General features: G+C 41.5%; 11 protein-coding genes. 9 read left to right on the forward strand and 2 right to left on the reverse strand.

The features are described 5' to 3' along the window. The first annotated feature begins 775 nt into the window (after nucleotides 1-775). Complete coding sequence (locus F6K46_RS00705) at nucleotides 776-2,080, forward strand: glutamate-5-semialdehyde dehydrogenase (RefSeq protein WP_293054992.1); 1,305 nt, start codon at nucleotides 776-778, stop codon at nucleotides 2,078-2,080. A gap of 2,065 nt (nucleotides 2,081-4,145) precedes the next feature. Here F6K46_RS00705 and F6K46_RS00710 read toward each other — a convergent pair. After that, nucleotides 4,146-4,277 (reverse strand): hypothetical protein, encoded by a 132-nt coding sequence (locus F6K46_RS00710; RefSeq protein WP_293054994.1) that lies wholly within the window; start codon nucleotides 4,275-4,277, stop codon nucleotides 4,146-4,148. Between the two features lie 526 nt (nucleotides 4,278-4,803). On the opposite strand from F6K46_RS00710, the gene F6K46_RS00715 reads away from it, so the two are divergent. The 4 genes from F6K46_RS00715 (at nucleotide 4,804) to F6K46_RS00730 (ending at nucleotide 7,393) form a co-directional block, all read left to right on the forward strand. After that, nucleotides 4,804-5,793: a hypothetical protein gene (locus F6K46_RS00715; protein WP_293054996.1), complete on the forward strand. Its 990-nt coding sequence runs from the start codon at nucleotides 4,804-4,806 to the stop codon at nucleotides 5,791-5,793. Between the two features lie 52 nt (nucleotides 5,794-5,845). Further along, nucleotides 5,846-6,922 carry a hypothetical protein gene (locus tag F6K46_RS00720; protein ID WP_293054998.1) on the forward strand — a complete coding sequence of 359 codons (1,077 nt, stop codon included), beginning with the start codon at nucleotides 5,846-5,848 and terminating at the stop codon, nucleotides 6,920-6,922. A gap of 104 nt (nucleotides 6,923-7,026) precedes the next feature. Then, on the forward strand, nucleotides 7,027-7,179 hold the full coding sequence (locus tag F6K46_RS00725; protein WP_269086947.1) for a four helix bundle protein: 153 nt from the start codon (nucleotides 7,027-7,029) through the stop codon (nucleotides 7,177-7,179). 1 nt (nucleotide 7,180) lies between these two features. Then, nucleotides 7,181-7,393 carry a four helix bundle protein gene (locus tag F6K46_RS00730; protein WP_269087114.1) on the forward strand — a complete coding sequence of 71 codons (213 nt, stop codon included), beginning with the start codon at nucleotides 7,181-7,183 and terminating at the stop codon, nucleotides 7,391-7,393. A 6-nt stretch (nucleotides 7,394-7,399) separates the two neighbouring features. Here F6K46_RS00730 and F6K46_RS00735 read toward each other — a convergent pair whose 3' ends face one another. After that, nucleotides 7,400-7,531 (reverse strand): hypothetical protein, encoded by a 132-nt coding sequence (locus tag F6K46_RS00735; protein ID WP_293116696.1) that lies wholly within the window; start codon nucleotides 7,529-7,531, stop codon nucleotides 7,400-7,402. Between the two features lie 300 nt (nucleotides 7,532-7,831). Here F6K46_RS00735 and F6K46_RS00740 point away from each other — a divergent pair, with 300 nt between their 5' ends. The 4 genes from F6K46_RS00740 (at nucleotide 7,832) to F6K46_RS00755 (ending at nucleotide 13,160) form a co-directional block, all read left to right on the forward strand. Then, on the forward strand, nucleotides 7,832-8,563 hold the full coding sequence (locus F6K46_RS00740) for a response regulator transcription factor (protein WP_293055002.1): 732 nt from the start codon (nucleotides 7,832-7,834) through the stop codon (nucleotides 8,561-8,563). A 702-nt stretch (nucleotides 8,564-9,265) separates the two neighbouring features. Next, a complete protein-coding gene (locus tag F6K46_RS00745; RefSeq protein ID WP_293116699.1) occupies nucleotides 9,266-9,886 on the forward strand; it encodes a hypothetical protein in 621 nt (206 codons plus the stop codon). A gap of 131 nt (nucleotides 9,887-10,017) precedes the next feature. Continuing rightward, on the forward strand, nucleotides 10,018-10,347 hold the full coding sequence (locus F6K46_RS00750; RefSeq protein ID WP_075896945.1) for a hypothetical protein: 330 nt from the start codon (nucleotides 10,018-10,020) through the stop codon (nucleotides 10,345-10,347). Nucleotides 10,348-10,352: 5 nt separating this feature from the next. Further along, a complete protein-coding gene (locus F6K46_RS00755; RefSeq protein WP_293055007.1) occupies nucleotides 10,353-13,160 on the forward strand; it encodes a hypothetical protein in 2,808 nt (935 codons plus the stop codon). Nucleotides 13,161-13,237 lie beyond the last annotated feature (77 nt).

Below are 13,237 nucleotides of genomic sequence, written 5' to 3' on the forward strand. Positions count from 1 at the left end.
TCAGACAACTAGTATTTAGCTGGGACAAGCCTTTGAGCTGTTCCAAAAAAAATAACCCCTGAGTGTCTTGCTGTTAGATCACAGCTCGACCAACTAAGGGGTATCGATGGCTGAATTGCGTAAGCTATTTACTACTATCCACAGCGGCTGTATGCGATCGCGTTTTCGCAAAGTTAACCTTATATTAACCAATGGTATAACTTCACGGTAAGACCAGTTGCTCAGACCTCAGACAAATAGTATGTAGCCGGGAAACGCTTTTGAGCTGTTACACAAAAAAAATACCCCTGTCTTGCTCTTAGATCACAGACAGAGGAATGAAGGGGTATTGATGACTGAATTGCGTAAGCTATTTACTACTATCCACAGCGGCTGTATGCGTACGGGTTTTCTTATAGTTAACCAATGGTATAACTTCACGGTAAGACCAGTTGCTCAGACCTCAGACAACTAGTATTTAGCTGGGACAAGCCTTTGAGCTGTTCCAAAAAAAATAACCCCTGAGTGTCTTGCTGTTAGATCACAGCTCGACCAACTAAGGGGTATCGATGGCTGAATTGCGTAAGCTATTTACTACTATCGACAGCTGCTGTATGCGATCGCGTTTTTCCAACGTTAACCAAAGAGTTAACCTTATGTATAAGAGATGGTTTAGCCGATGATGGCGGTTTCGGGCAACCAAGAATACCCAAGAATACCAGTGCCTGCACCCTTTGGGAGCGTCAATTTGCTACACTTCTGATCAAATATTGGTATTGCCTCCAAAATCAAAACCATGACAGCTACACCACTTGCATCCATACCCCTAAGTGCGATCGCTCAAAAAACCCGTCAAGCTGCACAGAAGTTAGCCGTTCTCTCAACAAAGGCTAAAAATGAAGCTATTGAGGCAATAGCCCAAGCCTTGGAAGCTGCAGCACCGGAAATCCTAGCGGCGAATGCTGCAGACTGCCAAGCGGCTGAGGCAGATAACATTCCGAAACCCCTTTACAATCGCCTGAAGTTGAACGAAACGAAGCTCAAGGGGGCTATTCAGGGGGTGCGAGATGTGGGCAACCTTGGTGATCCTGTAGGCAACGTCCAAATTCATCGAGAACTGGATCAAGGACTAATCCTCAAACGAGTCACTTGTTCCTTAGGAGTTTTAGGAGTTATCTTTGAAGCTCGTCCCGATGCCTTAATTCAAATTACCTCTCTTGCGATTAAATCCGGTAATGGTGTTATCCTCAAAGGCGGTAAAGAAGCAATTCGCTCCTGTGAAACCCTAGTCAAAGCAATTCATAAAGGATTATCTACGACAGCAGTTGATCCAGCAACGGTACAGTTGTTAACCACTAGAGAAGAAATCAAAGAGCTGTTACAACTAGACAACTATGTGGATTTGATTATTCCCAGAGGGTCGAATGCTTTTGTTCGGTTTGTGCAGGAGAATACTCGTATTCCAGTACTCGGTCATGCTGATGGAATTTGCCACCTCTATATTGATGCAGCAGCTGACTTGGAGAAAGCGGTAACTATCACCGTTGATGCTAAAACGCAATATCCAGCTGTTTGTAATGCTATTGAAACCCTGCTGGTGCATTCAGCAATTGCTCCTCGTTTCCTGCCCCTAGCAGCAGAAGCTTTGAAAAAGCGTAATGTAGAATTGCGAGGGGATGAAGCTAGCCGTGAGATTATTCCAATCTCGGTAGCAACGGATGAGGATTGGTCTACAGAATACAGTGATTTAATTCTTTCTATCAAAGTAGTAGATTCTGTAGAAGAAGCGATTAACCATATCAATACTTATGGTTCCAGACATACGGATGCAATTGTTACTGAAGACCAGGAGGTAGCAGATAGCTTCGGAAATCAAGTGGATGCCGCTAATGTTTTCCACAACTGTTCTACTCGCTTTGCCGATGGTTTCCGTTATGGGTTTGGAGCAGAAGTAGGAATTAGCACTCAACAAATGCCCCCTCGTGGTCCAGTGGGGTTAGAAGGATTAGTAACTTACAAATACAAGGTTACAGGGAATGGTCACATTGCGGCTACTTATGTTGGTGAGAATGCTAAGGCTTTTACCCATCGGGATATGTGATGTTCTTCCTTAAATTTATCTTGTTAAATAAACTAAGAGGTTTTAAATTCCGAAAGGATTTTCCAGTAATGCTTTGAGTATAATTCTACTGCCAGGGGCACCTAGTAAGCGATGCAGCGCGGTCTTGGGGGTTTCCCCCATGAGCGACTGCATCAAGACAGTGCTCTTGATCGATATTTTTAGACTTTTGCAAGAGGTCTATAAAAAAAACCTCAGCGGGTAGCTGAGGAATTAGTCACGTTGCATCTACTATTTCTTAATCCTTGATTGGTCTCTCTCGATCCGGAAGAAATTAGAAATGCTTACGTCAAGGAGACAGCCAAGATGGCTATCCCACATAGAACTGATAGATTGGTTGAGATAAGATTAAACAAAAAAAATCCCCAGCGGGTAGCTGAGGGATTAGTCAGGGTGCATCTACTATTTCTTAATCCTTCATTGCTCTATCTAGATCCGGAAGAAATTAGAAATGCCTAAGCCAAATAGAACTGATAGATTAGTTGAGACAAGAGTGAACAAAAAAAATCCCCAGCCGGTAGCTGATGGATCAGTCAGGGTGCATCTACTATTTCTTAATCCTTCATTGCTCTGTCTCGATCCGGAAGAAATTAGAAATGGGTAAGCCAAATAGAACTAATAGATTGGTTGAAACAAGATTAAACAAAAAAAATCCCCAGCGGGTAGCTGAGGGATTAGTCAGGGTGCATCTACTATTTCTTAATCCTTCATTGCTCTGTCTCGATCCGGAAGAAATTAGAAATGGGTAAGCCAAATAAAACTGATAGATTGGTTGAGACAAAATTGAACAAAAAAAATCCCCAGCCGATAGCTGAGGAAGGAGTCAGGGTGCATCTACTATTTCTTAATCCTTCATGGCTCTGTCTCGATCCGGAAGAAATTAGAAATGGGTAAGCCCAATAGAACTGATAGATTGGTTGAGACAAAAGTGAACAAAAAAAATCCCCAGCCGATAGCTGAGGAAGGAGTCAGGGTGCATCTACTATTTCTTAATCCTTCATTTGTCTATCTAGATCCGGAAGAAATTAGAAATGGGTAAGCCAAAGAAAACTAATAGATTGCTTGAGACAAGAGTGAACAAAAAAAATCCCCAGCCGGTAGCTGAGGAAGGAGTCAGGGTGCATCTACTATTTCTTAATCCTTCATTTGTCTATCTAGATCCGGAAGAAATTAGAAATGGGTAAGCCAAAGAAAACTAATAGATTGCTTGAGACAAGAGTGAACAAAAAAAATCCCCAGCCGGTAGCTGAGGAAGGAGTCAGGGTGCATCTACTATTTCTTAATCCTTGATTGCTCTCTCTAGATCCGGAACAATTTAGAAATGCCTAAGCCAAATAGAACTGATAGATTAGTTGAGACAAAATTGAACAAAAAAAATCCCCAGCGGCTAGCTGAGGGATGAGTCAGGGTGCATCTACTATTTCTTATTCCTTCATGGCTCTGTCTCGATCCGGAAGAAATTAGAAATGGGTAAGCCAAATAAAACTGATAGATTGGTTGAGACAAAATTGAACAAAAAAAATCCCCAGCCGATAGCTGAGGAAGGAGTCAGGGTGCATCTACTATTTCTTAATCCTTCATTGATCTATCTAGATCCGGAAGAATTTAGAAATGGGTAAGCCAAATAGAACTGATAGATTGGTTGAGACAAAATTAAACAAAAAAAATCCCCAGCGGGTAGCTGAGGGATTAGTCAGGGTGCATCTACTATGTCTTAATCCTTCATTACTCTGTCTCGCTCCGGAAGAAATTAGAAATGCTTACCCTAAGGAGACAGCCAAGATGGCTATTCCACATAGAACTGATAGATTGGTTGAGACCAGAGTGAACAAAAAAAATCCCCAGCGGGTAGCTGAGGGATCACTCAGGGTGCATCTACTATGTCTTAATCCTTCATGGTTCTACCTAGATCCGCTGGTTCCCAGATCCGCTGTGCCCAGATCCCCTATTCCCTATAGCTGAAATCCCCGAGTTTTGAGTAAATTCTGACTAATTAAAGCCTGAAACCCTTGTATAAACTGGGTTTCGGGTGTTTTGTCTTACACAGCTACTTGAGTTCCAGGGTACCATGGGCAATTTGCCCTTGACTTATCCACTCAAGTTTCAGTACAATAAAGTAGAACATTTGTACTACTTTATTGTTTTCTCTTAACCATTGCACCCACACCCCTAGAGCCATCACATCGCTCCTACAACGAAGGATTGTAGAGCAGCGATTGGCCTACAGCCACGCTAAGCGATCGCGTATCCCTGTGGGTAGTGTGGGGTACTCCCCGTTAGTAACTGGCTGATAGGGAAACCTCTTGTTTGGGAATTATCTCAGATAAGAGCACTGTTCTAAGAGCACTGTTCTAGTAGGGAGTAGTTAGTGGATCAATATTGCTAAACAGCCACCGGCTACTATAGCGTTTCCTATATTAATGAAATACACACACCTATTTTTTCCCTGTTCCCTATTCCCGATTCCCGAGGACTTACGCGGTTAAGTTTATTTCGCCCCCCTAGCCCCCCAATTCTGGGGAGAATGATGTCAAAGTCCCCCAGAATTGGGGGATTTAGGGGGCAAATGCGTAAGTCCTATTCCCGATTCCCGATTCCCGATTCCCTACTCCCTACTCCCTATTCCCTGGCCGCAGCGCTATAGCAATTTTCAACTAATCATTTTCAAGTAAAAAAATCTAAATATCGTCAAAGGAACACACTATATGGTTGCCACAAAAGACAGTAAAGACCAAATTTTCCAAGCCTTTGAGCAAATCCTAAAAGAGCGGCAAAACATTGACTCAAAAATTGCCACCAAAGAAGAGGAGGCGGAAAAAGCTAAAAATCAACAAGTGCTGGAAACGGCCTCAAACTATACCGTTGATAATATTGTCAAAGGAATGGCTGATTTACAGCTAGAGTTTGGCACCATTGTTAATGAATTGTCAGAAAAATTATCCTCAGAAGCCTCTAAACTTGATCAGCTAAAGCTGGCGATTAAGGTAGAAACTGAACACTTGCAATACCTTCAGCAAATTCGAGTTGTAGCTGATGCCTTACATTTGCTGAATCAAGAGCACCAGGAAAAGCTGAAATCTCTAGAGCAAAAAGCAGATCAACAGCGAGAAGAGATCGAAAAAGACCAAGAGCAAAAACGTAAGCTTTGGCAAAAAGACCAAGAAGACTTTGAAATAGCACGTCAAGAACAAAACGAATTATTGACTCGGGAACGACAACGCCAAGAAGCTGACTATCAATACGAATTAGAACGTAACCGTAAAATTGAGACGGATCAGTATGAAGAACTGAGCCGTAACCAGGAGCGAGAATTACAAGAGGCCAATCAAGAAAAAGACAAGCAATGGTCTGAGCGAGAACAGAAGCTAGAAGAATCTCAAGCCCTGTTTGAAGAGTATCAACAGAAAGTGGAAGCTTTCCCAGCTGAGCTAGATGAAATCGTTAAAAAAGTAAAAGACAAAGCCATTAAAAAAGTCCAAAACGACGCTAAGGTACAGTCTGATTTACTCGCCAAAGAGTGGGAAGTTACTCAACAGGGTTATGACGTTAAAATTCAGTCTCTGGAGCAACACATAGAAAAACAAAATAAACAAATAGAAAATCTATATAGTCAGCTACAAGAGACCCTGAAACAGTCCCAAGCCCTGACCTTAAAAGCTTTTGATGGCTCTTCAAGCAGCAAGGCTAAAAATTAGTGAATAGTGATACCAGTTCAGAAATTGTCAAATAGAATATAACCTTGAAAGTATGACACGCAAACCTAACAGCAAGAACACCAAAGCAGAAATTTTAGAGGCTTACAAAGAATTACTAGCAGAACGAAATGCTTTGGAAAAAGAAATGAAGCAGATGAACAATGCGGGAACTCTTCAAGTATCCACGGTGGAAAAAAAGCAAACTAATGGATCAGTATCAGCAAAAGTCATGAAAGACAAAATGATGTATACCCTTGACAGCCTGGTTAAGCTGCAATTAGGGTTTGGTAGTAGTGTCAGTGAGTTGTCGGAAAAACTAACATCAGAAGCGGCTAAGCTAGAAGAATTAAGAACAGGGGTTACTGAGGAAACTCAACAACTTTCTGAACTCCACAATTTATCAGAAATTCAAGACGAGACCTTAGATACCTTAATCGAAACCTATCAGAATAGCTCTAAAGCATTCGATGAAGAAATTTACCAAAGACGGGAAGAGTTAGAGCTGGAAATAAATCAGTTACAACAATCCTGGTACAAAGAAAAAGAGGAACACCAACGAGCTATTAAAGAACGCAATGAAGAACAGAGGAAAATCCGTGATCGGGATGCTAAAGAATATGATTATAATTTAGCCCTACAACGCAGCTTAGATGAAGAAGCTTACAAGCATAACCAAGAAGGTTTATACAAAGAACTGGAGGAAACAAGGCAACAACAAGAGAAACAATGGGCAGAGCGGGAAAATGCGATCGCAGAGCGAGAGAAGCAGTTTGAAGAAGCAAAAACTAAGGTAGAAGCCTTCGACCAGGAAAAATCTGTCGCTATCAAAAAAGCCCAAGAAGAAGGCAAAGCGATTGCTAGCCACCAGGTGAAAATTCAAGCCGACTTGCAGAATAAGGAATTAGAAGGAAATAATCGTGTCTATCAGCTAAGAATTGAATCCCTGGAACAGACAATAAAGGAATCCTCAGCACGGATACACAGTCTTTCCCAGCAACTCGATACTGCCCTCAAACAAGTTCAGGATTTAGCGGTCAAGGCAATTGAGGGTGCTTCTAATATCAACTCTTATCAAGCCCTTAAAGAAATTGCCTTAGAGCAAGCCAAAAATCCCACTAAGGGTAAATAAGCTGAGGGGGTGACAACAAAGCTAAAAAGGAGACAGGGTGTGGGGTGTGGGGTGTGGGGTGTGGGGTGTGGGGTTGAAGAAAGATAGTTTACTTGTATCATATAATGACAATAGAATCTTATCGTGACCTAAAGGTTTGGCAGGTAGGGATGGATTTAGCTCAGATGTGCTATTTAGCTACTCGTCATTTTCCCAAAGAAGAACTTTATGGAATGATTTCCCAGAAATGCCTATGCATCAGCTTCAATTCCAGCTAATATTGCTGAGGGATATGGAAGAAAAACAAGACTTGAGTATATTCAGTTTTTATATATTGCACAAGGTTCCCTCAAAGAATTAGAAACTCATCTTCTACTATCGAAAAGGGTGAAGTTAGGGTCGGGTGAAGTTATTGACTCCCTTCTTAGCCAATGCGAGTCGAATGGTAGATTACTATCAGCTCTAATTCGCGCCCTAGAAAACAAGAACTGATTTTCCCTACCCCCCACCCTTATGAGTAGGGTGTAGGGGGTGGGGTGTGGGGTGTGGGGGATAAGAAAGCGATGCATGCATCGCTTGTTCGTTGTTTTCCTTTTCCTCTCCCTCTGGGTCGTCCCATGTTTTACCCAAATGTAAAAAACCTACCCCCCACACCCTACCCCCCACACCCCACACCCCGCGCCTCACGTCTTTGTTAAAAACCTACTCTTATGAGTTGTATCATCAGTAATATTGGGTCAAAGCACTAATCAACCGATGGAAACAATTTCGGTAAGTGGCGACTCATGATCACCAGTTTGCTGATCTCAATTGAGCTATGGAGCGCGTTCGCGTAGCGTGGCCTACGGCCAATCGCTTCCATTTTTTTTTGGGTTGTTAGGTCAGCAAACACATCTTAAGTTGTCAATTTCGGTATCAGTGTTCTAGTCTATGGTTATGAACGTAATCAAAGAAATTCGGGTGTTACTGATTGAGAGGGGTGATTTGGTGCAGTTGGGTCTAAGAAAAGTCTTGGAGCAGTACAAGGAAGTCAGTTTGGTGTCCCAAGTTTCTAGCATGCGTCATGTGGCGGCCTTTTTAAAAAAATCTAACCCGGACGTAGTAGTCATTAATTTAGAGCCTTCAAGCAATAGTGATGCGTTATTGCGGTTAGTCAGAAATTGGAAAGTGGCATTTTTTACTAACATATTGCTCCTATCTTGGGACACATCAGAAGAATTTGTTATAAGCGCTTTTGGGGCTGGGGTAGATTCTTATTATCTAAAACGTATCAATTTTCCGAAAACTAATGTAGACACCAGTACTTTCTTAGATGCTTTGAGAGCTACCTATGAAGGGCAACACTGGATTGATCCAGAAATAGCTGGTTATCTCCTAAAAAATAGTATCAAGTCACCGGTTAAGAATTTTTCTGGGATTACTTTAATCAATTCCTGTGAGCCTGACTATTATCAAATTCTTAGGGAAAATCCACTGACTGAACGGGAGCTAACTGTCTTGGAATTGATCGTAGCCGGTTATACCAATGACGAAATTGCCGAGCGATTATTGCTAGGTCTTGGCACAGTTAAAACTCACATTCGGTCTCTGCTTTGGAAACTGTGCTGTGACGATAGAACACAAGCAGCAGTGCAAGCACTTCGCAGTGGTTTGGTGAAGTAGATATAGCAGTTTTAAATTGGGTGAGTTACAACGTTTTAGGGAGTAGGGAGTAGGGAGTAGGGAGTAGGGAGCGGTGCGACCCGTGGCGAATTAAATTCGCCTACGGAAAGCGCACCGTAGGGAAGTCAGAAGAAGGAAGTTTGGAATAGAGAATAGCAATGCAGCGGTTTTTAATAACACCAAAAAATCCTCCAAGCTCTTTCCTAATGCTCCCTGCTCCCTGCTCCCTGCTCCCTTTTCGTTCAATCCTATGCTCACAACTCAAATATAAATGCTTTATCCATTAATGTTTTAAGTTTAGTGGTTGTACTTTAATTACTTAAGTTATCTTTTCAGCAAAATAGCTTATTAACTACTAAGTACAAACGCCTCTACCTATAGGTTGGGTTTCAGCGTTTTTTTTGTTAAGTTTTTTTTATTTTATCAGAGTTTTCTTAAAATTAAGTTTATTTATCTATTCCTTTTGGACGAGTAACATTTTGATACTTTTGCGGAGCTGTGCCAATGATATTGAGAGGTTAACTAACTGTAATCCCTGGGGTGAAACAATTACAATCATTTAGGCTATTAAAAATGCTCGTTAAATCAGTAACATTTATTAATCAAGATAAATTGAACTATTCCTCTGGGATCGCTTTTGCGATTTCAAAATTTTCTGTATCACAATAAGAGTCAGAATATTTACGGGAAGAAAAATTCACCATGGTCAACAAGTCCTTTGTTGCGATGTCACCTCGTCAACAACAGCGTTGGAAAAGTAAAGAAACTATGTTTGCTAAGTTGCTTGCTAAGTTGTTTGCTCAGTTGAAGCAAGTGCCCTTGGGCTATTTAATGGGCATGGCTGCGATCGCAATGGCATTGGATCTCTATATCAGTACCTCCCTCACTCCTTTGATGGCTGTATCATTTTTGATATGTCTAGTTGTGGGAGTGAAGTGGATTGGAGTCCAACCTAGTAATTCTGGGAATCAAATTCAACGGCTAATCAGGAAATATGGTTTAGGAGCCTGTCTTTTCCTATTCGCCTTTCTGTGGTTTATGTTGGACTTTACCGCTGCGCCAGCCCATGCCCAGTTTTTCAGAGTCGCAGAAGATTGGCTAACTAGTGCTATTCCTGAAGTAGACGCCGATTTGGTGTCCCTGGTGTTTAACGTTTTACGAGCACTATTCCTCATTTATTTGGGTATTTCATTGGTAAAAGTAGTCAATGCTGCCCAACAAGATGATGACTGGAAAACCCTAGCCCGTACTCCGATCATCATTTTGATTGTAGTTACCTTGGGTGATCTGTTAGCAACCTACATTACTGGCACAGGAGCATAAACTACGCGCTTATCTAATTTGCCTGTTGAGTTTTATCTAGCTGAAGGGATGAGTAGTCAGGGTTTTATTGAGATTGAAGGTTTTTTCAATCACTGATAGGAACGCAAGTCTGATCCAAAATAGCTTGACCTATGGCAAATAATTCAGAACAACAATTCCGTCGTGTTAACCGAACTCTTGATGAAAAACCGAGAATTGGTCCTATTCCAGCCGATCAGTTTATCCCCTGGGCAGTAATTTGGGCACTTGCCTATTACATCATCAAGGGAGTACTAGGAGCTAGTTGGGTATGGACATCTTGTTTCGGAGTTTGGGGTATGTCTACTTGGTGGGTGCTAACTTCCTCTAGCCATTGGAAATTTCTTTCTAAGTTTATACCTGTACCTCAATGGACAAGAGGAATGGGTAGATACCAAAGACTTTTAGATGTTAAACGGGAAAAGGCAAAGGGCAAAGGCTAAAAAGTATGACAACAACTCAAGCTCACGATCAAGCTAAACAAAAGATGGGAAAGAAGCGGGTTGATGTAGGAAATGGTAAAAAGAAAACCTTAAAGCCGTTCGAGGATGACTGTAAGTTAGCGAGTTTCCTAGAAGTCAGAATTGATGGGTCTGATGTTGGGGCATACATTCTCAGAAAAGGAGAAGCTTCCTATAAATTTGTGTTTGGTTTTGAATGTCGAGGCATACACACCACCTTACGCCAGGAGTTAATTGATCCGGTTTTTGATGCCATCGAAGCTGGGTTAAAAGATTTCCCAGAGCAGGAAACCCTCACTATTCACCTAACGTCTTTCACTGATGACACTGATAGACAAAACACGTTGAGTCAGCTGATAAAGGGTACCGAATCTAACGAGTTAAAGTACCTAATTATGGGAGAAAAGAAGCGAATTCAAGACTTGACAAAAGGGGGAATTAGAAAGCCAAAGACCTTGTATTTATTTGCTACCTATACCGTAGAATCAGGTCGAGAGGGAGCATCTGATAAAATCGAAGAATTTTTGATGACAGCTACCAAGTGGTGGAACGGATTCATTGGCAAGCTGGATGAGTATGAAAAACAGCAGATCGAGAGAGTGATAGAGATTGCCTTTAATAATGGCTATCAATTTTGGGAAAGGCTGTTGAGCAATCAAATGGGTCTATCGATTCGCCCTCTTTCTGCTCAAGAGTGTTGGAATTATGTGTGGCAGCGATTTAATAATACACCACCTCGTTCAGTTCCCCAGTTGCTTTCCTTAACTGAAGCTGGAGTTACCGAGGAGGTTTACTCAGAAATCCACCCGGTTTCTCTGTTAATGGAAGACTATACCGCTATTCCATTTGCTGATCGACGTTGGATTAATCTCAAAGACCAGTATACGGCAGTCATGCTCTTTTTAGACAAGCCTGAGGGGTGGAGGAATAAAGAATCCCAAATGCGCTATCTCTGGCAAGTCATGGCAAAAGATGAAGTCTATGACACCGATTGTTTTTGTGAGATTTCCAAAGCGAATATTAAAACAGTAACCAGCAAAATGCATTCGCTGACGAAACAGGCAAATGTCTCCTCAAAATATGCAGAAGAGAAAAATACGATTAATGTTAAAGCCCAATTAAATATTCAGAAAAATGTCGAGGCTCAGGCTGCTATATATGAAGGAGCTGTGCCATTTAATGTCTCGGTTGTTTTCTTAGTCCATCGCGATTCTCCACAAGAGTTAGATCAGGCGTGTTATACGTTAAAATCTTATTTTCCGCCACCAGCTTGGATGGTAAGGGAGACCGAATATCCTTGGAAAATATGGCTAGAAACCTTACCAATTTCCTGGAGCAGACTATTAATGCGTCCGTTTAAGCGATCGCATACCTATTTAAGCCATATTGCACCAGGGTTAATGCCAGTAGTCAAAACCCGGACAGTGGATAGAACAGGATTTGAATTAATCTCTGCGGAAGGGGGTACGCCAGTTTTTATTGACTTATTCAAACAGCATAAAAACCTAGGTATTTTCGGAACCACCCGCAGTGGAAAATCTGTGTTGGCATCAGGAATTATTACCCAAGCCTTGGCTCATGGTATCCCCATCTCAGCTATGGATTATCCAAAACCCGATGGCAGTTCTACCTTTAGTGACTACACCGCTTTTCTCGGGGATAAAGGAGCTTATTTTGATATTGGTCGAGAGGCAGTTAATCTTTTTGAATTGCCCAATTTAAAGGGATTAGATGCTAAACTACAACAAGAGAGACTTACAGAATACAAAGAATTCTTAGTCGAAGCACTAATGCTAATGGTTCTTGGCTCCACGACGTTTCATGACCGGACTTATACGGATAACATCAGAGCCATGTTAAGCTTAGCAATCAAAGCCTTTTTTGATGATGATCAAATCCATGACCGTTATGTAGCGGCAAATATCAATGGCTTAGACTCTCAAGAATGGCAATTAATGCCTACCCTGGCAGATTTTATTGATTTTTGTTCCTTAGAAAGATTGCGGGTTACCTCTGTATCTGGGGATATCCTTCAAGCCTTGGATCAAGTCAAATTGCGACTGAGGTATTGGATCAATAGCCGAGTAGGACAAGCAATTAGTCGTCCTTCTACCTTTAGAAGTGATGCTCAGTTATTAGTCTTTGCCTTACGGAATATTAGTAGTGACGAAGATGCTGCACTACTCTCCTTAGGGATTTACTCAGCAGCCTTAAGACGTTCTTTAGCCTCGCCGGTTAGTATATTTTTCATCGATGAAAGTCCCATTCTATTCCAGTATAATTCCATTGCTGAATTAATTGGCAGATTGTGTGCTAATGGAGCAAAAGCCGGAATTCGGGTAATTTTATCGGCTCAAGATCCAGATACAATTTCCAAGTCTCCCAGTGCCGCGAAAATTTTTCAGAATATAACAACTCGCTTAGTAGGGAGAATTCAACCAACAGCAGTGGATAGCTTTGTCAATATTTTGAAATATCCTTCAGAGATTATTAACAAAAATGCCACAGAAGGATTTTTCCCTAAACAAGAAGGAATGTATTCTCAATGGTTACTCGATGACAATGGGATTTACACCTACTGTCGATTTTATCCCGGTTCAGCACTGTTAACAGCTGTTGCTAATAATCCTGAAGAATCAGCAATTCGTCAGACAGCAATGCGCTTACATCCCCAGGATAAAATTATGGCTATGCATTATGCTAGTAAAAAAATGGCCGAAATGCGTAATTCAGAAGTCCAAGTCGTGACTTCAAAGTTACCCGATCCGAGAGCAGAAGTTAGACTTCAAAATTAAGCCTTCAAAATAGAAGATGATCTAGGTGAGTCAGGGATACGCTTTTATCGTTTAGCTTTCAGTTCTCAGTCTTTAGG

It is taken from the genome of Moorena sp. SIO3E8 (assembly GCF_010692445.1).
Taxonomy (GTDB): domain Bacteria; phylum Cyanobacteriota; class Cyanobacteriia; order Cyanobacteriales; family Coleofasciculaceae; genus Moorena; species Moorena bouillonii.